Origin of the sequence: Paracoccus sediminicola (genome assembly GCF_027912835.1) — a bacterium.
GTDB lineage: Bacteria > Pseudomonadota > Alphaproteobacteria > Rhodobacterales > Rhodobacteraceae > Paracoccus > Paracoccus sediminicola.
Genome location: NZ_CP115768.1, coordinates 2,550,201 through 2,571,362, shown reverse-complemented (window position 1 = coordinate 2,571,362; position 21,162 = coordinate 2,550,201). Strand labels below are relative to the sequence as shown.

Sequence of the window (21,162 nt, the reverse complement as noted above, 5' to 3'; positions counted from 1 at the left end):
GATGTCAGAGAGCCAAGGCCGCATCGGGGTCGTCGGATCGAACATGGTCGATCTCGTGACCTATACCGACCGGATGCCCGGTCCGGGCGAAACCATCGAGGCGCCGGAATTCGAGCTCGGGTTCGGTGGCAAGGGGGCCAACCAGGCAGTGGCGGCGTCCCGGCTGGGATCATCTGTCATGATGGTGACCTGTGTCGGCGACGACATGTTCGGCCAACAGCAGATCCGTAACTTTCAGGAGAACGGCATCGACACCAGCCATGTTCACAGGGTCGAGGGCAAGTCGTCCGGGGTTGCCCCGATTTTCGTCGAACCTTCTGGTGAGAATTCGATCCTGATCATCAAGGGTGCGAACGCGTCGCTCTCTCCCGATCTGGTCGATCAGGCCGCGCCCGCGCTCGAAGGGTGTGACGCGATCCTGATGCAGTTGGAGGTGCCGCTGGCGGTGAATTACCACACAATCGCCTGGGCCGCCTCGAAGGGGATCACCACCATCCTGAACCCCGCCCCCGCTTCGACCGAGCTTGACGTGGCGCAACTGGCTGGCCTCTCATTCTTCTGTCCCAATGAGACCGAGCTCGCGACGCTGACCGGCATGCCTACAGACAGCGATGACGACATCATCGCCGCCGCGCGCAACCTGATCGCGCAGGGAATCGAGCAGGTGGTTGTGACGCTGGGTGGGCGCGGTGCGCGTCTTGTCACCGCCGAGAAGGTCGAAGAGATCGCCCCCGTGAAGGTCGCGCCGGTGGATACGACCGGCGCCGGGGACGCCTTTATCGGCAGTTTCGCGCACTACCTGGCCTCGGGCGCGGACGCTCCGGAGGCGCTGCGGAAAGCTGCGTTTTACGCCGCGACCTCGATCACCCGCCGCGGGACGCAAAAATCATATTTAACGCCAGAGGAGCTTGAACGCTTCTCGTTATGAAGGCCGCCGGAGGATAGACGGTGACTGCAACCCTCCACTCCTTCAGCTTCACCCCCGAGGGAAAGAGGCCGCGAGAACAGGAAAGCCACGAAGCCGAGATCAAGACTGGTCGTGGCCGAAGAGGCGAGCAGCGCCTGAGCATCTGGATTAAGACGACCCGGCCCGGCGACACAACGGATGATCGCGGCGTGGAAGGCTGGGAGTCCCAGTTTCTGGTCAGTGTGGACCCGCCCGTTCCGCAGCTCCCTCGCGCCGGGAAGACGATCACCATATCGGATGAAGACGACCCCGATATCTGCTGTGACAGATTTTCTGTATTACTGGGACCACGGGCGCCTTACCTCGGCCCGCATGCAGATCGGTGCCGAGAAGAGCGGTTTTCAGCTCTGCTTTACCGGCGAACGCGACTTTGGAAACAAGGTTAGCTTCCACGCCCCGTTCCAGACCTGATGTCCCGACGCGTCAGGCGCCCGCTTCCGCCGCGACTTCGGCGCGCGATTTCCGGCCGCGCTCGGTCGCCGATTTCAGCTGCCCGCAAGCCGCCATGATATCCTCGCCGCGTGGCGTGCGGATCGGGCTGGCGTAACCCGCCTTGTAGATGATGTCGGCGAAGGCCTCGATCCGTTCCCAGCTTGACCGCTGATAAGGCGCGCCCGGCCATTCATTGAACGGGATCAGATTGATCTTCGCAGGGATGCCCCGGATCAGCTTGACCAACCGGCGCGCATCCTCGTCGCTGTCATTCACACCGTCGAGCATTACATATTCAAAGGTGATCCGCTCTGAATTGGACAGCCGCGGATAGTCGCGCAGCGCGTTCAGCAGCGTCTCGATGTTCCACCGCTTGTTGATCGGCACAAGCTTGTCGCGCACCTCATCGGTGGTGGCGTGAAAGCTGACGGCGAGCTGGCAGCCGATTTCCTCGGCAGTGCGCGCGATCTCGGGCACCACACCAGAGGTGGACAGAGTGATGCGCCGGCGGCTTAAAGACAGCCCTTCATTGTCCATCACCACCTTCATCGCGTCGCGAACCGCCTCGAAATTATAAAGAGGCTCGCCCATCCCCATCAGCACGACATTGCTGACCAGACGGGCCTCATCCTTCGGCTTGCCCTGCTCGGGCCATTCTCCCAGATCGTCGCGTACCAGCATGACTTGCCCGACGATCTCGCCTGGCGTCAGGTTGCGCACCAGCTTCTGGGTGCCGGTGTGACAGAAAGAGCAGGTGAGGGTGCAGCCGACCTGGGATGACACGCATAATGTCCCCCGGCCCTCTTCCGGGATATAGACCGCCTCGACCTCGTGCCCGCCGGCAATGCGCAGCAGGTATTTGCGGGTACCATCCTCCGAGATCTGGCGGCTGACGACCTCGGGCACGGCAATCTCGAAACGCTCCGACAGCAGCGCGCGATAATCTTTCGAAAGGTTGGTCATCGCCGCGAAATCGCGCACACCCCAGTAATAGACCCACTGCCAGATCTGCCCGACCCGCATCTTGGCCTGTTTCTCCGGCGTGCCGGCCTCGATCAGCACATCGCGCAGCCGGTCGCGGGTCAGGCCGACGATATTCGTTCGCCCGGTCTCTGGTAGTTTGCGCGGAATGGTCAGCACGTCTTGCGTGATCGGAGAGGTCATGGCGGCAGATTCCCTTGGAAGCCGGCAGATGTAGTGAAAAAGCGCACGCCAATCAAGGCGCGCGCTTTCATCCTGACGTAAATATCCCGCGGGGCGCGGGGGCGCGCAGCCCCCGCATCGGCGGGTGTTACTGACACTCGGCCTTGGCGGCGTTGGTCGCGGCGGTGATGCCCGACAGGCTGAACGTATCGACCGTCTGAGTCCCGCGCGAGGACATGCCGGTGATCTTGGCTTCGGCCCCGGCGCGCAGCGCCGCGATCAGCCGCGCATCTTCCGATGAGGACCCTGTCCAGGCGTTCTCACCTTCGGTGAACATGTCGAATTCCTGCCCCCCGACGTTCAGATCCACGGTCGAACCGGGATTGAACGGATAGCCGCCGGTAAAGCTGACCTCGCCCGCCGAGCCGGGACGATAGGCCACGTAAAGACGAATATCGCCGCGCTGCACCTCGACCTGCTGGCCGTCCTTGGTGTTCACGGTGGATTTCGGCGGCGACACCGCCCAGCATTCGCGCGGATCGCTTCCCGCGAAAACTGTCCAGTCACCTTCGGTGGTGACGACATTGGTGGATTCCTGCGCCTGCGCCGCACCGGCGAGTCCGGTCGCAACTGCTAGGATCGCGGCAGCGCCGCGCAGCTTGGTCATGGTCATGTTCTGCCTCCTGCCGATAGCTTTCTTAACGATGCCTGTGGCCATTGATTTGTTTCAACGTCAAGATAACGCCAAACGCAGGCGCGAAAAAACCCCAATTGGCAGGAAATCGCGCATTTGTCAGGAAAATGAGAGGAAGCGGAATCATGCCATCTGCGGAAATGATCGAAATCTGGCGCGGCGAATTGCAGGAGGGGGTCCATCGCGGTCACGCGGTGATCCATGACGGGCGTGACGTGGTCGCCTCTTGGGGTGATGCCGATGCGGTGATCTTCCCGCGCTCCTCCTGCAAGATGATCCAGGCGCTTCCGATGCTCGAATCGGGGGCGGCGGATGCGGCGGGGCTGACCGCGGAACAGCTTGCGCTTTCCTGCGCCTCGCATAACGGCGCGGTAACGCATGTGGAAAGGGTCGGCGCATGGCTGGACGGAATGGGGCTGGGTGAGGCCGATTTGCGCTGCGGCTGCCACCGGCCCTGGGACAAGGCCGAGGCGAAGCGCTTGCTCTGTTCGTCGAGTCAGGCGAACCAGCTTCATAATAACTGCTCGGGCAAGCACGCTGGCTTTCTGACCTGGACGCGCCACGCCAAGGCCGGGCCGGAATATGTCGAGATCGACCACCCGTTGCAGCAGGCCATCCGGCAGGCCACCGCCGAGGTGACGGAGGAAGAGCCGGCAGGTGTGGGCATCGACGGCTGCTCGGCGCCGAATTTTGCCGGTTCGATCACCGGGCTGGCCCGCGCGATGGCCGCTTTTGCTCAGCCGGCGAATGACGCGCGCGGCCGCGGAATGGCGCGGCTGATCGATGCGATGCGCGCCCATCCCGAACTGGTGGCCGGTGAAGGCCGCGCCTGCACCGAGCTGATGCGGGCTATGGGCGGCAAAGTGGCGGTCAAGACCGGGGCCGAAGCGGTCTTTATCGCAATCATCCCCGAGAAAAGACTGGGCGTCGCCGTGAAGATCGAGGATGGCGGCACCCGCGCCTCCGAGGCGGCGATTACGGCGCTTATGGTGCATCTCGGGGTTCTGGACCGCGAACATCCGGTCGTCGGTCGGTTGCTGACCGATCCGATGAAGAACTGGCGCGGGCTCGAAGTCGGAGGCCTTCGTCTCGCGCCCGGTTTTCTGGGATAGCAAACGCTGCGGCGGATGTCGGGTAACCCCGGCAGAGATGAAAAAACCCGCCATCTCTGGCGGGTTTCAGTTGCTGGCCCGGTGAAGGGGCCGCCTCCGTCACGCTCAGCCCTGGCGGGCCTTGAAGCGACGGTTGGTCTTGTTGATCACATAGATCCGGCCCTTGCGGCGCACCACCTGGCAATCGCGGTGGCGGCTCTTGAGCGAGCGGAGCGAGTTGCGAACCTTCATCGGTCTTCTCCTCATCGCGGCGCTCAGCCAAGCGCCTTGAAACTGAAATACCCCCGGCCCATGTCCGGGGGCGCGAAAATGGTGGGCGGTACTGGGATCGAACCAGTGGCCACTACGATGTCAACGTAGTGCTCTACCTCTGAGCTAACCGCCCGTTCCCGTGCGATTCGGCCCAAATGGGCGCAAGCTCGCGTCGGTTCGGGGGTCTATATAGTCAGTTTTCGGCGGTTTCAAGACGGTTGGCGACAGAAAAGCGCGCCGTTATAACCGGACCAGCCGGGGCGTCCAACGCCGCCCCGCCGAGCGGAGGACTCGATGGATCAGGCCGCCACGCCTGCCGACGCATTCAGCCATGAAATCCGCCGTCCCGAGGTCTGGGCCAGCGGCGTGATCGTCTGCTCGCCGCATTCCGGGCGCGATTTTCCCGACTGGTTTCTGGATGAGAGCTGCCTCGACATAGCCACGCTCAGGTCGTCGGAAGATGCCTATATGGACCAGCTGATCGAGCCGGCTCTTGCGGCGGGCGCGGTGACGCTGACTGCGCGTCTGCCGCGCAGCATCGTGGACCTGAACCGCAGCGCATCGGAACTCGACCCTGATGCGGTGCAATGCGGGCCGCGGCGGCCAGCCACCCCGCGGGCGATGGCGGGGCTGGGCGTGATCCCGAGAGTCGTGGCGGGCGCGCGGCCGATTCGCAATGCGCCGATCACGATGGATGAGGCGCAACGGCGGATCGAGACCTATTGGCGCCCCTATCACCACGCGCTTCGCAGGCTTATCGACGAGGCGCTCTCCAGCTTCGGCTGGGCAATCGTGCTGGACATGCACTCCATGCCCCACGATGCGGTCGGGCATCTGATCCCGCCACAGCCCGAGGTGGTTATCGGCGACCGCCACGGCGTCAGCTGCAACGCCGTCCTGCGCGAGAGGGTCTGCGCGCTGTTTCGTCAGTCCGGCTTTGGTCTGCGGCTCAATGCGCCGTTCTCGGGTGCTTATGTGGCGACGGCCTATGGTCGGCCGACCCAGTCTGTGCATGTGCTTCAGATCGAAATTGATCGCGCGCTCTATCTGGACGAGCAGCGGATGGAGCCATCGCCGTCATATAACGCCTTCGCTGAGCGTCTGGCCAATATCTTGACCCAGGCCGCGCTGCTGCGTCCGGATGCGGGACGCGTCAAGGTCGCCGCTGAATGAATGTGCCACTCGCGACAGAGGTGGCATGGCGCGAGGGTGAGGATTTTATCGGTACAAAGCTGGTCCTGACCATCGACGGCAAGATGCTGGTCTATCTGCGCGACGACTTTCCCGGGATCGCCTTTCCGGGCCATTGGGATTTGCCGGGGGGAGGCCGGGAAGGTGCCGAATCCGCCGTCGATTGCGCGCTGCGTGAATTGAGGGAGGAGTTTGGCCTCGGCTTTCTTCCGTCGCGTCTCGCGCGCAGATTCGCATTTTCAAGTCCGATCGACGAGCGTAGCATAGCAATCTTCTATACGGGGCAGCTCGATCAGTCCGACATTGCTGCCATCCGCTTCGGAAATGAAGGGCAGACGTGGCGGCTCATGGCAGTGTCCGACTATATCCGGCACGCGCAGGCAGTTCCGCATTTTCGTGCGCGGGTGGCACATTGTCTGGGCATAGTGTTGCGCTGAGGCCAGCCCCGTCAGATCTGTATTTGTTATCGTGACGGCGGTTCACTTGAAAAACTGTTCAAAATACCGGTGTATAGAAACTGTTGCAAAGTTAACGACTTGATAACGATTTTCGGTTTATGATGGTGCGCAAGTTTCGGATCATCCCGTTAAATCAAGTAGTTACATCGGTTTGACCGGACTGTTTATAGTAGAGGCACTTAGTAACCGTCGCTTTTTTTGAAGGTAACTGAATGAACCCACGACGCAGTCTTGCAGATGTTGTGTTCGAACGGCTCGAGCAGTCGATCAAGTCCGGCGCCTATGCCGATGACGAACGCTTGCCCACCGAACATGAACTTTCTGCTGAATTCGAGGTCTCGCGACCGATCGTCCGCGAAGCCCTTCGCCGTTTGCGCGAACGCGGCCTTGTCTATTCACGACAGGGTGCCGGCAGTTTCGTGCGCACGCAGGGGCTGAAAAACCCGCTCGGGTTTGGAAAGCTCGAGAATGTCGCCGATCTGCTCAACTGCTATGAGTTTCGCATGATCATAGAGCCCGAGGCCGCCGCGCTCGCCGCTGAACGCCATACCGCCAACTCGCTGGCCACCATTGGTTCCGCGATGGAGCTGATGCGCAGCGCAGCCAATCGCCACGCGCAGCGGGAAGAGGCTGATTTCCAGTTTCACCTTGCGGTCTGCATTGCCAGCGACAACAGCTATTTCTCGATCTCCATGGCGGCGCTCAAGGAGCATCTGGCGGCAGGTCTGCGGTTTCAGGGCATCACGATTCAGACCGATGCCAGCGGCACGCCGCGCGGCCTCGCCGAGCATGAGAGAATCTTCGACGCGATTCGCAACCGCAACGGGCAGGAAGCGCGCAGCCTAATGCTGAACCACCTGCGCGGCGGGCGCGAACGTCTGTTCGAGAGGCGCAGCCCAGGCCTCGCCATCGAGTAAGCGCCTACGCCGAAACCGGCGCGCCGATTGCAAAGCTTCCGGATGACGGGATCGCGCTTGCGTTTGCGCTTAGTGGTGTTGGGGCGGTTGCCTGACCGACACACCACATCTGGCTTGCGTGTTGCGCCGTTCGCTGCCGATGCGGTCAACTCGAAAAGCGCGGCCTTTCCACCGCCCTGAAAATGGGCAACTTATGCCTGGTCAGAGCGAAAACAGGCGACGAAGGGCCCGATAATCCGGGGCGCGGAGATCGCAGAAGCGAAGCCCATCACGCCCGGCCTCGGGGCCGACTGCCACCGTGAACAGCCCCGCATCCTTGGCCGAGCGCGCCCCGGCGACCGCATCCTCGAAGGCGATCAACCTTGCCGGAGCGCGGCCGAGCCGGTCTGCCGTGACGCTATATGGCATCGGATCGGGCTTTCGGCGTGGCAGTGGGTCGGCAGAGACCACAAGATCGACAGAATCCGAAACGCGCAGCTCGGCGAGTGCATCTCGGATCAACCGCTCGGGCGAGGACGAGCATATCGCGACGACCAGACCCAGCCCCTTCACGTCGCGGAGAAACGCTGCCGCTCCCGCAATAGGCGTGCGAAGCTGAGGCAGCCAATTATCCGCCTCGGTAAAGATCTCCTCCTCGATGGCGCGGGCAGCGCCCTTGTCGGAGGGGGCAAACACTTCGGCAACGAGATCGTCCATGCTACGCCCAATGCTGGCTTCGAGCTGGGCGGCGGTGATCCTGCGCCCATGGCGCTCGGCGACGATGTTCTTGGCGCGCGCCCATGCGGGTTCGCTGTCAACCAGCGTGCCGTCGAGATCGAACACCGCACCGGCAAAATCGGTCAGGGATGGATTCTGGCAGGATTTCATGTCGCTTCCTGCGCCATTCGGACCAGAGGCCGCATCCTGCGCCCCTTGACTGTCCAGCTTGTCGCAAAGGCGAAGCAGGCCAGCGTTTCTAGCCAGAAGATCGGACGCAGCGCCGAAAGGCGGCCTTCGGGATCGAATACGAGGATTGCGGCCATCGCGGCCAAAGCGGCAAGGATGACCCACCCGCAGATCCGATAGATCCTCTGCCGCGCGCGCTTCTCGGCGGTCTCCCTGCTGCCGCGAACGAACAATACAAGACAGAAGATGGCAAGCGCGCCGAAGAATATCCCCGCGCTCGCCAGATGCAGCAGCGCCGTGACGCCTTCACCCAGCACACATTGCGCGACCGTGCAGTCCACCGGTTGCTCGACAGTGACGGGCGCACCGGCAGGGTTTTCATAGACGAGATCTTCGGCCGTGGGCAGCAACGCGATGCCAAGCGCGCCGATTGCGGCCAGCCTTGCGATATTCTGGTCGGTCAGCAATTGCGGGGTCAGAGGACGATACCCCTCGTAGCTCCAGAGAAACACCGCCTGTGCACAGAGCGTGCCGACAAGGATCTCGCGCATCGGGCTGTAATAATAGGCCGAAATACTGTTAAGGATCCCGTCCGCCGACAGGATCCCATAGAGGATCAGCACCACGGGCAGGAAGAAGCCCAGATAACCGATGGCACGGCGAACCGCGAGGAAGGATAGCACGAGATCATTCTCTGCCTTCTGCCGCAGCTCGGCCTGGGTTTCCGCCATCGTCGTTCTCCGCTTTGGGTCAGCCAGAGCAGGATGCGCCCGCAGCGTCAAGCCGCGCCACGGCGAAGCACAAGCTTTGTGCTTGAACATTTTAAGATTGAAGTTTTACGGCGGGCTCGCTAACCTCTCCATTGTCAGCAAGATATTGGCGGAAAATCTGGGGAGCGAGAATGGCGGGACAGACGATCCACCCCGAGGGATGGGCTCCGGCGCTGGGCTATGCGAACGGCATGTTGATGCCGGATGGGACGCTGCATGTCGGGGGTCAGATTGGCTGGAATCGCGACAAGAAGTTCGAGACCGGCGACTTCATCGGCCAGATGGAACAGACGTTGAGCAACATCGTCGAGATCGTCCGCGCTGCGGGCGGAGACGTGCCGGATATCGGTCGCCTGACATGGTTCGTGAAGGACAAATCCACCTATCTCGCGCATCAGCGTGAAATCGGCGACGCCTATCGCCGCGTGATGGGCCGGCATTTCCCGGCCATGTCGCTGGTTGTGGTGGCCGATCTCGTCGAGGACGAAGCTCTGATCGAGATCGAGGCGACCGCCTTCATCGGCACTGAGTCTAATCCCTAGACCAACCATTTTCTCCGGGAGAAGGTCACACGGGCCGGCGATGGCGATAAGCGTAGCCTTGCACCCGGTGAGTGCCGGCTTCCTCGCGTCATGGATGTTTCCAAGCTGCGCCTTGGCTGTGCTGCCGCCGGGCGTCCAAGGAAGAGGCCGGAACGGTCTGTCGCAGCCACGGCTGGCGCTGAATACCGATTCCCGTGAGCTGCCGCGAACTCAATCAGCCGCTCTGCTTGAGCGTGACCCCCTCCGTAAAAGATCAGCGACGGGGCATCGAACTCACGACTGCGAGGCAGGGCAATTTCATCGCGCAGCGCTACTGCTCAAACCCGAAGCTTCGTTCGATCAGGCCAATATCCTTACGCAGATTTTCCATGAGCACCAGCGCCAGCTTCTGCACCGGTTCGAAGGCAGACGTATAAAGCCAGATTTTCATGCGGATCTCGGGCGTGGTTCGTTTGAACACGACCTTTTCTTCTGGCCAGCCCGGCGTAATCAACGAAGGGACCAGGGACACGCCGAGCCGTTCGCTGACAAGGGCGCATGCGGCATCGGCCATCTGAGCCTCAACGCCAAACTCCAATGTCACGCCGGCCTCGGACAGGGCAGCAAGGATAAGTTGATGCGATGTATCCGCGCGCCCAAGCGTGATCAGCCGGTCACCCGCAAGCTCGGCCAGATCGATGCAGTCCCGATCAATAAGCCGATGATCGGGCGGGAGGGCGCAGACCATGGAACAGGTTGCAAAGGGTCGGCACGAGATACCTGGGTCCTGGGACGCCAGCAGCGAAATTCCGAAATCTGCCTCGCCGGTGAGCATTGAGGATGCAATGCTCGGCGATGTGCGTGTCAACAATTGAAGAGATATATCCTTGTGAGCGCGCATAAATTGCGCTGCTGCCCGTGGGAGCACTCGAAAGCTCAGCGCCGGGAAGGCGACGACCGCCAGGTCTCCGCGCTCCAGGCCGCGTATGGCCTTGGCGGTGTTTTCGACTCGGGCGACTCCGGCTTGGAGCTTCTCTGTTTCCATGAACAGCCGGCGGGCTTCGGCCGTTGGTCGGATCCGGCTGGATGCGCGCACGAAAAGCTTGAAGCCACACGCATCCTCGAAGGCGCGAATCATCTTGCTTACGGCAGGCTGGCTGACGAACAGCGTTTCCGCCGCCTTGCTGATAGATCCGCCTTTCATGACGGCGTTGAAAGCTTCGATTTGCCGGATATTGGGGCGTGCCATGCAGCAATTATAACCGTTTGGAATGGGTCTGTTAACTAAATTCAATAGTATCCGGTGACCTTGCGCCGCCTAATCAAGCGGACGGCAACCGGAAACTCCACCGAGAACCTTGCGCGGCTACAGGCTCAGCAGAGCGCGCAGGAGCTGGACGTCGTGATTATGGATGACGGGCCGATGAATCAGGCCGATGCACTGGGCGTCAGCGCCCCCATCGAAGATACGCCGCGGCCACCCGCTTTTTCAATCATAAGTCAGGACTGTTGCATGGCATTCCTTGAGCTTCAGGGGCTGACAAAACACTATCACCGGATTGCTGCTGTCGAAGATCTCGATCTGAGCGTGGAGAAAAGCAGTTTCGTATCTCTGCTGGGTCCGTCCGGTTGCGGCAAGACCACGACCCTGCGAATGATCGCCCGCATTACCACGCCGACCCGGTCCGTATCCACGCGGTAATGACTCGAGGCCGCATGTGAGCGGAGCGAGCAACCGCTTGCGGGCCAGAGCCTGGCCAATGAGCAGAGGCGTGCATTTCGCCAGCCGACTGCTTAACCTCAAATGGTCGGCGTCCAATCCGCGTTCGGCCATGATCTATTTAAGATTGCGGTAGTAGACACCTTAGCGGACATGAGAGAACACCATGTAAATGACCTCCGAATTCGGAAAGTGAACGCGCTTGAGCTCAATGAGGCCAACAGCCCTTCGCCAACCGCTTCACGCCGCCGACAAACTGGCAGCCCCGGAGAAACCAGAAACTTCGCGAAAGGAATCTCCCGGGGGGTGCAGGCGCACAGATGTTCGAGCCACATCGAAACAACCTTCAGCGCGGTGCCGATCAGGGGTTCGACCGAACGCCAACAGAGGCTATAGGATTTGCCCATCAAAGCCACCGCACTTCGCAATACTTGCACGTCCACGACACCGAAAGGCTCGGCGTAGCTGGCAGCGACTGAACCTGCGCCTCGTCAACAGGATCTGAAAATGATCTAGCCTTCGCCGCCGCCCTCGACCGCACGCGCTGCTGTCCTTGCTGCGATCGCGCCCATGACCACGGCGCTCAGCAAGCCGTTGCCGGCGCTGTAGCCGCTGTCACCGCTGCCGGAGACTCCTCTCGCGGCACCTCCGGCGGCATAAAGATTCGGGAAGGCAGAACCATCCTTGCGGAGCACCCTGCCTTGCGGGTCGATCTCCAGCCCGCCCTGAGTGTGGAACAGCGCGCCCGTCACCCGAATCGCATAATAGGGCGGGTGTAGCTTTGTTTTTCTGCCGAAGGCTCTGCCGAAACGGTCGGTGGCGTTTTCATCGGAGAGCGATGAAACCTCTGACAGCGTCTCTTTCAGGGCATTGATTGGCAAGTCGAGCGCGACGGCCATCTCGTCCGCAGTCTGGAAAATCCTGACCGCCCCGGCGGCCTCTGCATCGCGATAGTCCTGAAACTCGGACAAGGCGCCATGGATGCGGGAATCATAGACGTTCCACACCGTCTGGCCCGGCTGGCGCAGCACCACGCGGGCCTGTTCGGAATAACCGCCATGCTCGTTCGAAAAGCGCCGCCCTTCAGCGTTGATCTGGATCCCGCCGCGCAGCATGACGACCCATGCGATCAGCGTCTGTTGCGGCACCGCCAGCGAGCCGTGACCCTGATAGGCCCCAAGGTCACGAAGCGAGGCGCCGATGGCCTCGCCCCATTCCACCGCATCTCCGACATTGCCGTCGTGGCCGTGATAAGGGGCGTTCTCCATCTCGGGGATGTATCGGGCGACGAGCTCGGGGTTGCCGCCAAAGCCGTTGCAGGCCAGCAGCAGCGCGTCGCAGCCGATTGCCTCACGCTGACCGTCGGGCCTCGTGAGTCCCACGCCCTTGATCCGCCCGTCTGCGGTGACGTAAAGATCCTCGGCCCGGGCGCGGGTCATCACTGGCACGGCAGCGGCTTCGGCGGCGGCGCTGAGGTATCCCATCAACTCTTCACCTGTCCGACGCGGCGTGGCGTGCATACGCATTCGGCTATGACCAGGATAAAGAAATCCGGTCACCAGCGAGAACGCCACACCGTGAATATCGGCCAGCCATTCGATGACGGATGCGGATTCCCTTGTCAGAGCGGCGAGGACATCCGGGTCCGCCTCGTGACCGTTCTTGCCCTGAATATCCGATGCCATGATCTCGGGGCTGTCCTCTACGCCCTGCTCGGCCTGAAACCGCGTCCCGGCTGCGGGGATAAAGCCCGAGGACATCGCTGTGCTGCCCCGCGGAACCGCATCGCGTTCAAGGACGGCCGCATCCAGACCCGCCTCATGTGCCGCAAGCGCGGCGACGAGGCCGCAGGCACCGGCGCCCACAATGAGGAAGGGCATATGTACGTCGAATTCGGTATCGTCATCGGCCCGAATAATCGGCATCAGCGCTCACCCGCGGCTTGTTTTTGGAAAGCATCGAGGATTTCTCCGGAGGTCGCCTGCCAGACGGTATCCTGTGCGAACAAGTGATCCAGCACAGCCTCCAGGCTGGAGATGCGGTGAGGCTGGCCCACCATCCATGGATGCAGGCTGAGCCCGAGCATGCGGCCGCCTTTCTCCTCAGCCTCGCGCGCCAGAAAATCGACGCTGTCGCAGACCTGTTCTACCCATGAATCTTCAGAGTGGAGATTTTGTCCCATCACGAACTGGTCCTCGATCTCGCTTGAAAGCGGTATGGTGAAGATCGGTCCGCTTTCGGTTCGCATTTTGTACGGCATGTCGTCATTCACCCAATCCGCGCAGTATTCGACGCCGTTTTCCGCCAGCAGATCGAGCGTATTTTCGCTCTGGTTCCGCGCCGGGCTGAGCCACCCGCGGATCGGCATGCCGGTCAATTCGCGCAGAGTGTCTAGCGATCGCCTGACCAGCTCGGCCTCCTCTGCACGATCCTGTCCGCCATAGTGGAGATCGTCCATCGACCAGCCGTGGCAAAGGATCTCAGTCCCGATGCCGCGCAGCCGGTCGACCAGATAGGGGGTCTGCTGCGCGAGGCGGGTGTTCATGGCGAAGGTGGGTTGCAGGCCGCGCCGCTCGAAAAGATCGAGCAGCCGATAAATCCCGACCCGATTGCCGTAATCCCTCAGCGTGAAGTGGCGTAGATCCGGGTAGGGCATCTTCATGCCGTTAGGAACCTGGAACGGAATACCACGCTGATTTAGAGGGTAGAATTGCAGCGAGACATTAACCCAGATCGCCAGCTTTTTGCCGCCGGGCCATTCGATCGGCGTCCGGTCGGCGAGCATGGTCCAGTCATAGCGGCAGTGGTCGTAGCCGTATCGACGCGCGGGATATCGCAGATAGTCGTCAGAAACAGTCATGACGTCCCTTTCGATCGCGTTTCGATATCGCGCAGCGCCTCGTCATAGTGGTTCTCGAGAAAATGCGCGGCGATCTCGCGCCCGGTCGTTACCCAGACATCCGAATGGCCGGTGATATATTCAAGCGCCTCCTCGAAGGCCTTGATCCGCTGCGGGCAGCTGATCTGATAGTTATGAGTCGGGATACACATAACCGTGGCCGACACAGCGCCTTCCTCGTATAGTCTGTCGAAATGTCGCTTGAGCATGGTCAGGTAATGCCGTGGCTCAACCTTGTTGACAGCGAAGACAATAGTATCGTTCATCTCCAGCGAATACGGCACTGAGACAAACCGGCGGCCAGAGCGCAGCCGGATGGGTGTCGGTTGATCGTCATGGAACAGATCGCAGGTATAGATCCCGCCCTTCTCGCCAAACATTTCCTGTCCCACCTCGGCAAAGAGGTCGAGCGTATGTTCCGAATGAGAGAGCGCCGGTGCCAGGTAGCCGCTACAGGGCTGGCCGGTGTGGCGGTGGATGGTCTCGATCGAATCGCGGATCATCTCCCGTTCCTGATCCTCGCTCAGCCCATAGGTGTAGCGAGTGTTGTAGATGCCGTGGCTGAAGAATTCCCAGTCCCGTTCGACACACATCTCGATGACTTCGGGGTGATGCTCGCATAGCGCCGTCGATAACGAGATGGAGCCTCGAATACCGTATTTATCGAGAAGTGCCATCTGACGGTGATGACCGACCCGGTTGCCGTAATCCCGGATGCTGAAGCCGGGAACCGAGGGGTGCGGCGTCGGCCAGGGCTTCCGTTGCGGGTTCGGCGGCGGGTCATATTCGTAATATTCGATATTTGGCGCCACCCAGAAGGCGACACGCGCATCACCCGGCCATCGTATCTTGGGCCGGTTCTCGTACGGCCAGTAATCATAGGCGTCTGGCGTTTCCTTCATCAGGTCCTCCCTCCCCTCGAGAACCGGCTCAGCCGGTCGCCTTCGTACGTTCTTTCAACCAGCTCTGGACCTCTGCGACGGGCAGCACATCGGCGTATTTGAGATGCAGGTCGGTAAGATTTGCGTAGTGATAGCTCTCATGTTTGTCGGCGACGCATTCGATGGGAACGATAGTGCGATAGCCGCGCGAGAGGCTGTCTACCGCAGTTGCGCGGATACATCCCGATGTCGAACCGCCCGTGATGATGACGGTATCGACCTGATGCCAAACGAGCAGCGACTGGAGCGGCGTCTCGAAAAAGGCGGAGGGCATCCGCTTGGTATAGATAACGTCGCGCTCTCGGTCGATTTCGCAGCGATCGTCGAATGCGTGACGGTCGGAATCATATTTGATGTTCTGAAGCGAGTCCGGCGTGTCGGTTCGGGTGCCCCATACGCCCGCGTCCTCCGCAGAGTCGAGATAGGCGACATGGGTCCATATGACGGGCCAGCCGAGGGTGCGAAAGGCGCGGGACAGCGCGTTGACATGGCTGAGCTGATCGGGATCGGCCTCGTATGCAGTCTTGTAGAGATCTTTACGCGTATAGGCTTTCTGCGGGTCCACATTCACGAGAACGGCTTTCTTGCCAAAGCCGAAGGGGACGCGTTCCGGGTTCTTCTTGACCTCGAAGAAGATCTCCTTTGCAGTCTTGTCGGTGGTGATCATATCTCGTCTCACTCCTCCTCTGGGTTTTCGTATTTCTGCCCCAGCTCGAGCATCTGCTGCGTCCCGAGATAGGCGTTCAGCTCGTTGAACTTGAGCATACGGTCCTGGAATGCCGCCGTGGTGCCGTCGCGATGAAGCGTCGCGAAGAATTCGGTTGCCATATGGGTCAGCGCGCGCACCAGGGCGCCGGGAAAGATCACCAGCGAAAAGCCCAACTCCTGCAATGCTCCGGCGTCTCTCAGCGGCGTGTCTCCGCCCTCGACCATGTTGGCCATCACCGGCACCCTATCCTTGAACCGTGTCATGATGTCCCGAATATCCTCATCGGTGCGAATGCCCTCGACGAAGAGGATGTCGACGCCTGCCTCAACATAGGCTTCGGCACGGTCGAGCGCGGCCTGCGTGCCCTCGACGGCGATCGCGTCGGTCCTGCCGATGATGAGGGTCCGGTCGCTCTGGCGGCTGTCGAGCGCGGCTTTCAGCTTACCGGTCATCTCGCCTGTCGGGATGAGGGTCTTGCCGCGAAGATGGCCGCAGCGCTTGGGATAAGTCTGATCCTCAAGCTGGATCGCGTTCGCCCCGGCGCGTTCCAGCAGCCGCACGCTGCGCATGGCGTTGATCGCATTGCCGAAACCTGTGTCGCAGTCCACGATGATCGAAAGATCGGTGCGCTCTCGGATATGCGAAAGTGCGTCGTTGATTTCACTGAGGCTCAGCAGCCCGATATCCGGCCTGCCCAGCATCGTATAGGCGAGGCTTGCGCCCGACAAATAGACCGAGGCAAAGCCAGCCTGCTCGGCCAGCGAGGCACCGAGCGCGTCATAGACGCCGGGTGCCACTTCGATCGTGCGGCTTGCGATGCGGTCTTTCAGGCTGGTGGGATTGTGGGTCATGGGCGCAGGTTCCTCTTTATGCACTGATCTTAGCGCGAAACGAGCGTGAGGTCGTTCCAGACATCCTGCCGGGTCAGCAGGCCGTGGCGAAGCTCGAAACGGTCGATGAAGCGAATGCCTTCGAAGGCGCTGCCGTCATTCCATTCCCCAGACAGCGTGCCGTGGCAGACGATCACGCTGTGATCGGGATAAGGGCTGACATCGCAGGCATGGATGTTTTTCCGGATGCTGCGGTAGCGGCTGCCGGCCCAGGCGACCAATTCTTCCAGCCGTGTCATCTTCGGGCTTCCTGGAAATTGCATTGTGAAGCCGGGGCCGAGAAGCTGCTCGGCTTCACCAAGCTCGCGCGCCTCCATAAGTGCGAGAAATGATCGCACGATCGCTTCCGGCGCGGCGGGTCCGCATGCTGTCGCTTCGACACCTGCTGCGTAGCGATCTGTGATGACCTCTCCCGGCATAATTTGTCCTCCCAAGGCCCTGCGTCCTTCGTGCAGGCTTAACGGCACTTCGCCACACAGCAATATGTACTATAGAAGATACAATTAATATCCTTTCCCTGTTCATGTCCGTCAACCCGGTTTATCGAGAGGAACGGCAATCAAGACCATCAAGCGGGACAAGCCAGTGAACGAGATTAGAGCGTCGGTGACCGAAGGCAGCAAGGCGCACAGAATTTACCTGCTTCTCAAGGACGCCATCGAAAGTGGGCGACTTTCGCCCGGCGAAAAACTTCCGGGCGAGGTCAGGCTTGCCGAGCAGCACGGGGTATCGCGGGTGACGGTTCGCCGTGCGATGGACGCGCTGCGCGCAGCCGGGTTGGTCAGCAGGCGCGCGGGGCGCGGTACCACGGTTCTGGAACAGCCCCTGAAAACCACGCTGACGGCGAGCGTCGAGAATCTTTTGCCGAACATGCAAAAGATGAGCGACGCCTCGCGCGTACGTTTGCTTTCATTCGCTTATATTTCAGCCCCGGCCCAGATTCGCGATCATCTGCGACTGGGGTCGTCGGCACGTGTTCAGAAATCGGTGCGGGTGAGGACCATAGATGACGAACCCTTTTGTTATCTGACCACCCATGTGCCCGAGCGTTTCGCGCTGAAATACAACGAGGCCGATCTGGAGACCTCACCTCTCTTTGCTTTGCTGGAACGGAGCGGCGTCAAGGTCAGCCAGGCCACGCAGACGATCTCGGCCGTGCTGGCGGATCCGGAAGTCGCGGAAGCGCTTGATGTGACGGTGGGCTCACCTCTCATTGCCCTTACCCGGGCCATGTTCGATAAATCGGGGGAGGGGATCGAGCATCTCGATGCGCTCTACAGGCCCGACAGGTTCAGGCTCCATTTTGATCTCGTTCGCACTGGCGACGCTGGTGAGCGGAGCTGGACCTCACTGTCCTGACGGTGATCCGACCAGAGCCTGCTCTTGGCTTCACCAGAAGTGACCGCGGTTTCACAGAACATTTTAATGAGTCATCGAAAACACATTTGACTGTTGCCCGAAGAGATGCTTCCAATGAACTGACGACAGGGTCGCTACCATTGTGAGAGGAGCACATGGCACAGCCGTCGACGCTTTTCGATAAGGTATGGGACGCGCATGAGATCCTGCGCGGCGATGATGGCCGCAGCCTGCTGTGGGTAGATCGCCACTTCGTGCATGAGGGGTCCTTTCATGCGTTTACGGCCCTCGCAGAGCGTGGACGAAAGGTTGTGCGCCCTGACCTGACCTTTGGCGTCGCGGATCACTACGTGCCGACCATCCGCACCGATCTGCGCAGAAACAGCGAGCCCCGGATTCTCGACATGGTGCGCCAGCTTCGCGACAATGCCTCCAGCCAAGGAATCCATCTTTTCGGTCTTGATGATCCGAGGCAGGGAATCGTGCATGTTGTCGGACCGGAGCAGGGGCTGACCCTGCCTGGGCTGCTGATGGTGTGCGGTGACAGCCATACTTCGACGCATGGGGCTTTCGGCTCGATCGCATTCGGTATCGGCGCCTCCGACGTGGCGCATGTCCTCGCGACCCAGACTCTCTGGCAGATGAGGCCGAAACGGATGCGCCTGACGATCGAGGGGTCTTTGGGAAGCGGAGTCAGCGCAAAGGACGTGGCGCTGACCTGGATACGCAAGCTCGGCGCCGACGGTGCACGAGGGCATGTGATAGAATACGCGGGCGAGGCCATTCGTGCCATGTCGATGGAGGCGCGGTTGACTCTATGCAATCTGTCCATCGAAGGCGGTGCACGCTATGGCATGGTTGCACCGGACGACACGACGATTGCCTATCTGCGGGACCGCCCCTGGGGTCCTCAGGGTTCGGATCTGGACGCAGCGGCCGAGGACTGGCTGGAACTACGCACGGACGAGGGCGCGACATTCGACCGCGACGTGGTCATCAGCGCCGATGAGATCGCGCCGACGGTCACCTGGGGTGTGTCCCCAGAGGAGGCGCTTCCGATTGATGAAACCGTGCCCGATCCTGCCGCGGCGACGGAACGTGACAAGGCGCAGCAGATCAGCGACAGTCTCGATTACATGGGGCTGACACCGGGACAAAAACTGACGGATGTGTGGATCGACCGTGTCTTTATCGGCTCATGCACGAATGCGCGGATCGAAGACCTGCGTGCTGCAGCCGCCATTCTGAAGGGTCGCCGTAGCCGGGTGCCGGGGCTTGTCTCGCCCGGATCTTCGCTGGTCAAACGCCAGGCCGAGGAAGAGGGGCTCGACAGGATCTTCATTGAGGCCGGGCTGGAATGGCGTGAATCGGGTTGTTCGATGTGCGTCGGTATGAATGGCGACCGCGTACCATCGGGTGAGCGCTGCGCATCGACCACCAACCGCAATTTCCGGGGCCGGCAGGGGCCGGGGTCGCGGACGCATCTCATGTCGCCGTCGATGGTCGCAGCGGCGGCCGTCACCGGGCATCTGTCGGATGTCAGGACGCTGTAGAGGGGGCAACGATGGAGCCATTTACCCGCATCGCGGCACCAGCCGTGCCGCTGCCTCGATACGGGCTGGACACCGACCAGCTGATTCCGTCGCGCTTCATGAAGGAGCCGCGGAAATCGGGCTATGGAAAATTTCTTCTTTATGATCTCCGGCACGACGAAAACGGCTCGCTGAATGCCGACTTCATCCTGAACCGTGCTGAGGCATCTGAAGCGAGAACGCTGGTCGCACGGCGGAACTTCGGCGCAGGATCGTCGCGCGAGGCGGCGGTCTACGCGTTGGTCGATTTCGGTTTCCGCTGTGTGGTGGCACCGAGTTTCGGGGATATTTTTTCGGCAAACGCAGTGAATAACGGCTTGTTGCCCGCAACCGTGTCCGAGGAGCATCTGGAGGTCATCCTGACGCTGCTTGGTGACGAGCTCGGCCCGATGGTGGTCGATCTCGAAAAGCTGAGCCTGAGCCTCGGCGATCAGGAGATTCCGTTCACCGTGAATGACAACTGGCGGAAAAAGCTGCTGAACGGCTGGGATGACATTACGCTGACCCTGCAACATTCAGATGCTGTCGAGACTTTTGCCGCAGAGCGTTTCGAGGCCTTTCCATGGGCCGCGCCCATCCATCAGGACCGCAACGAAGGTGGCACGTCCCCTAGGGTGTGATCGCCGACATAATAACGATATCAACAGAGGAAAGAACCAGATGAACACCCCCATCGCAGCCATGATCGGCGGCCTGACCCTGCTGGCCGCAACCCCGACGCTGGCCGAGGATCGCCTGACCGCAGTCCATGCGTTTCCGACCTCGCTCATCTATACGCAGAGCTTTCTGGAGTTCGTCGATGCGGTGAATGAGCGCGGAGAAGGCGTGATCCAGATCGATGTGCGTGGCGGTCCAGAGGGGATCGGGCTGTCCCAACAGCCCGAAGCAGTGCGTAACAAGGTCGTCGACATGGCCTATACCGCCGCCAGCTTCTATGCTGGCACGGTCCCGGAGCGGGATGCGCTTGTGGCATCGAACACCAACGCGATCTATGCACGCGAGAATGGCGGGATCGACCTGCTAAACCAGATTCACCAGGAAAAGATGGGCGTCTATTACCTGGGTTGGTTTGATAGTGGGGTCAGTTACAATCTCTATATGATCGAAGAGCCGAAGCTAGATGATGAGGGCAATCTGGACACGGCGGGGCTGAAGCTTCGCAGCAACCCGGTCTATGATGCCTTCTTCAAGGATTATCTTGAGGTTCAGCCAATCAGCATGCCGACAACGGATGTATATTCCGCGCTGGAACGCGGAGTCGTCGATGCCACTGGCTGGACCGAAATCGGGCTTAAGGACCTCAAATGGGATAACTTCCTTAACTACAGGATCGACCCACCCTTCTTCTCGACAGATATGGGCGTGATCGTGAACCTGGATAGCTGGAACAGTCTCACCGAGGAGTCGCGCAATATCATTCAGGAAGTCGCGATTGAACACGAACGGACGAGCGCCGAGCGGTTCGAGACTCTGGCGGAGGAGCAGCGTGCAGAGCTTGAAGGCGAGGGAATGAATGTCATCACCTTGGAAGGCGACGCTGCACAGCGCTATTCGGACGCCGCACGCGACGCCACCTGGGAGCGGATGCGAACCCAGATGGAGCGCCACCCCTCGGGTTTAGAAAATTACGACGCACTTATCGAAAAGTTCAACGATCTCTGAGTCTTGGTAACGAATAGATCAGGCGCGCCGGTCACGCGCCTGATGCAG

Annotated in this window: 24 protein-coding genes and 1 tRNA gene; 12 read left to right on the top strand and 13 right to left on the bottom strand. The window is 60.8% G+C overall.

Annotated features, from left to right (window positions below):
* Window position 1: 1 nt before the first annotated feature.
* Both rbsK and PAF18_RS12660 read left to right on the top strand, forming a co-directional pair.
* Window positions 2–928 carry a ribokinase gene (rbsK, locus tag PAF18_RS12665; protein ID WP_271116063.1) on the top strand — a complete coding sequence of 309 codons (927 nt, stop codon included), beginning with the start codon at window positions 2–4 and terminating at the stop codon, window positions 926–928.
* A 276-nt stretch (window positions 929–1,204) separates the two neighbouring features.
* Window positions 1,205–1,378, top strand: coding sequence for a hypothetical protein (locus PAF18_RS12660; protein ID WP_271116062.1), 174 nt, complete (start codon window positions 1,205–1,207; stop codon window positions 1,376–1,378).
* Window positions 1,379–1,390: 12 nt separating this feature from the next.
* Here the strand turns inward: PAF18_RS12660 and rlmN are convergent, their stop codons facing one another.
* Window positions 1,391–2,563: a dual-specificity RNA methyltransferase RlmN gene (gene rlmN / locus PAF18_RS12655; RefSeq protein WP_271116061.1), complete on the bottom strand. Its 1,173-nt coding sequence runs from the start codon at window positions 2,561–2,563 to the stop codon at window positions 1,391–1,393.
* A gap of 127 nt (window positions 2,564–2,690) precedes the next feature.
* A complete protein-coding gene (locus PAF18_RS12650; protein ID WP_434802221.1) occupies window positions 2,691–3,215 on the bottom strand; it encodes an invasion associated locus B family protein in 525 nt (174 codons plus the stop codon).
* 146 nt (window positions 3,216–3,361) lie between these two features.
* Between PAF18_RS12650 and PAF18_RS12645 the strand changes: the two genes are divergently transcribed.
* Window positions 3,362–4,348 carry an asparaginase gene (locus PAF18_RS12645; RefSeq protein WP_271116060.1) on the top strand — a complete coding sequence of 329 codons (987 nt, stop codon included), beginning with the start codon at window positions 3,362–3,364 and terminating at the stop codon, window positions 4,346–4,348.
* Window positions 4,349–4,453: 105 nt separating this feature from the next.
* Here PAF18_RS12645 and ykgO read toward each other — a convergent pair whose 3' ends face one another.
* Entirely contained in the window at window positions 4,454–4,579 is a 126-nt protein-coding gene (gene ykgO / locus PAF18_RS12640) for a type B 50S ribosomal protein L36 (RefSeq protein ID WP_042245282.1), read from the bottom strand.
* 79 nt (window positions 4,580–4,658) lie between these two features.
* Window positions 4,659–4,733, bottom strand: a tRNA-Val gene (locus PAF18_RS12635).
* Window positions 4,734–4,894: 161 nt separating this feature from the next.
* Between PAF18_RS12635 and PAF18_RS12630 the strand changes: the two genes are divergently transcribed.
* The 3 genes from PAF18_RS12630 (at window position 4,895) to PAF18_RS12620 (ending at window position 7,166) form a co-directional block, all read left to right on the top strand.
* Window positions 4,895–5,773: an N-formylglutamate amidohydrolase gene (locus PAF18_RS12630; protein WP_271116059.1), complete on the top strand. Its 879-nt coding sequence runs from the start codon at window positions 4,895–4,897 to the stop codon at window positions 5,771–5,773.
* 20 nt (window positions 5,774–5,793) lie between these two features.
* On the top strand, window positions 5,794–6,228 hold the full coding sequence (locus tag PAF18_RS12625; RefSeq protein ID WP_271116058.1) for an NUDIX hydrolase: 435 nt from the start codon (window positions 5,794–5,796) through the stop codon (window positions 6,226–6,228).
* Window positions 6,229–6,461: 233 nt separating this feature from the next.
* Window positions 6,462–7,166, top strand: a complete 705-nt coding sequence (locus PAF18_RS12620) for a FadR/GntR family transcriptional regulator (RefSeq protein ID WP_271116057.1) — start codon at window positions 6,462–6,464, stop codon at window positions 7,164–7,166.
* Window positions 7,167–7,367: 201 nt separating this feature from the next.
* Here PAF18_RS12620 and PAF18_RS12615 read toward each other — a convergent pair whose 3' ends face one another.
* Both PAF18_RS12615 and PAF18_RS12610 read right to left on the bottom strand, forming a co-directional pair.
* Window positions 7,368–8,033, bottom strand: a complete 666-nt coding sequence (locus PAF18_RS12615) for an HAD family hydrolase (RefSeq protein ID WP_271116056.1) — start codon at window positions 8,031–8,033, stop codon at window positions 7,368–7,370.
* Entirely contained in the window at window positions 8,030–8,782 is a 753-nt protein-coding gene (locus PAF18_RS12610) for a hypothetical protein (protein WP_271116055.1), read from the bottom strand. Before PAF18_RS12610 ends, PAF18_RS12615 begins: the two co-directional genes overlap by 4 nt.
* A 170-nt stretch (window positions 8,783–8,952) precedes the next feature.
* Between PAF18_RS12610 and PAF18_RS12605 the strand changes: the two genes are divergently transcribed.
* Entirely contained in the window at window positions 8,953–9,363 is a 411-nt protein-coding gene (locus PAF18_RS12605; protein WP_271116054.1) for a RidA family protein, read from the top strand.
* 310 nt (window positions 9,364–9,673) lie between these two features.
* On the opposite strand, the gene PAF18_RS12600 is transcribed toward PAF18_RS12605, so the two are convergent.
* Window positions 9,674–10,591 carry a LysR substrate-binding domain-containing protein gene (locus tag PAF18_RS12600; RefSeq protein ID WP_271116053.1) on the bottom strand — a complete coding sequence of 306 codons (918 nt, stop codon included), beginning with the start codon at window positions 10,589–10,591 and terminating at the stop codon, window positions 9,674–9,676.
* A gap of 54 nt (window positions 10,592–10,645) precedes the next feature.
* Here PAF18_RS12600 and PAF18_RS12595 point away from each other — a divergent pair, with 54 nt between their 5' ends.
* Entirely contained in the window at window positions 10,646–11,044 is a 399-nt protein-coding gene (locus PAF18_RS12595; RefSeq protein WP_271116052.1) for an ATP-binding cassette domain-containing protein, read from the top strand.
* A 530-nt stretch (window positions 11,045–11,574) separates the two neighbouring features.
* On the opposite strand, the gene PAF18_RS12590 is transcribed toward PAF18_RS12595, so the two are convergent.
* Genes PAF18_RS12590 through PAF18_RS12565 form a run of 6 tightly spaced genes read right to left on the bottom strand, consistent with a single transcriptional unit; the run spans window position 11,575 to window position 16,983 of the window.
* Window positions 11,575–12,987 carry an FAD-dependent oxidoreductase gene (locus tag PAF18_RS12590; protein WP_271116051.1) on the bottom strand — a complete coding sequence of 471 codons (1,413 nt, stop codon included), beginning with the start codon at window positions 12,985–12,987 and terminating at the stop codon, window positions 11,575–11,577.
* The gene (locus PAF18_RS12585; RefSeq protein WP_271116050.1) at window positions 12,987–13,922 is read right to left on the bottom strand and encodes a polysaccharide deacetylase family protein; all 936 of its coding nucleotides are present in this window, start codon (window positions 13,920–13,922) and stop codon (window positions 12,987–12,989) included. Before PAF18_RS12585 ends, PAF18_RS12590 begins: the two co-directional genes overlap by 1 nt.
* Window positions 13,919–14,863, bottom strand: coding sequence for a polysaccharide deacetylase family protein (locus tag PAF18_RS12580; protein WP_271116049.1), 945 nt, complete (start codon window positions 14,861–14,863; stop codon window positions 13,919–13,921). The genes PAF18_RS12585 and PAF18_RS12580 overlap by 4 nt, the downstream gene beginning before the upstream one ends.
* Before the next feature lie 28 nt (window positions 14,864–14,891).
* On the bottom strand, window positions 14,892–15,569 hold the full coding sequence (locus PAF18_RS12575; RefSeq protein ID WP_271116048.1) for an isochorismatase family protein: 678 nt from the start codon (window positions 15,567–15,569) through the stop codon (window positions 14,892–14,894).
* An 8-nt stretch (window positions 15,570–15,577) separates the two neighbouring features.
* Window positions 15,578–16,462, bottom strand: coding sequence for an isocitrate lyase/PEP mutase family protein (locus tag PAF18_RS12570; RefSeq protein ID WP_271116047.1), 885 nt, complete (start codon window positions 16,460–16,462; stop codon window positions 15,578–15,580).
* A 29-nt stretch (window positions 16,463–16,491) separates the two neighbouring features.
* The gene (locus tag PAF18_RS12565) at window positions 16,492–16,983 is read right to left on the bottom strand and encodes a nuclear transport factor 2-like protein (protein WP_271116046.1); all 492 of its coding nucleotides are present in this window, start codon (window positions 16,981–16,983) and stop codon (window positions 16,492–16,494) included.
* Window positions 16,984–17,086: 103 nt separating this feature from the next.
* Between PAF18_RS12565 and PAF18_RS12560 the strand changes: the two genes are divergently transcribed.
* The 4 genes from PAF18_RS12560 (at window position 17,087) to dctP (ending at window position 21,114) form a co-directional block, all read left to right on the top strand.
* Window positions 17,087–17,860 carry a GntR family transcriptional regulator gene (locus PAF18_RS12560; RefSeq protein ID WP_271116045.1) on the top strand — a complete coding sequence of 258 codons (774 nt, stop codon included), beginning with the start codon at window positions 17,087–17,089 and terminating at the stop codon, window positions 17,858–17,860.
* Window positions 17,861–18,015: 155 nt separating this feature from the next.
* Entirely contained in the window at window positions 18,016–19,413 is a 1,398-nt protein-coding gene (gene leuC, locus PAF18_RS12555) for a 3-isopropylmalate dehydratase large subunit (RefSeq protein WP_271116044.1), read from the top strand.
* A gap of 11 nt (window positions 19,414–19,424) precedes the next feature.
* Window positions 19,425–20,072, top strand: coding sequence for a 3-isopropylmalate dehydratase small subunit (gene leuD / locus PAF18_RS12550; protein WP_271116043.1), 648 nt, complete (start codon window positions 19,425–19,427; stop codon window positions 20,070–20,072).
* 40 nt (window positions 20,073–20,112) lie between these two features.
* Window positions 20,113–21,114: a TRAP transporter substrate-binding protein DctP gene (gene dctP / locus PAF18_RS12545; protein WP_434802220.1), complete on the top strand. Its 1,002-nt coding sequence runs from the start codon at window positions 20,113–20,115 to the stop codon at window positions 21,112–21,114.
* Window positions 21,115–21,162 lie beyond the last annotated feature (48 nt).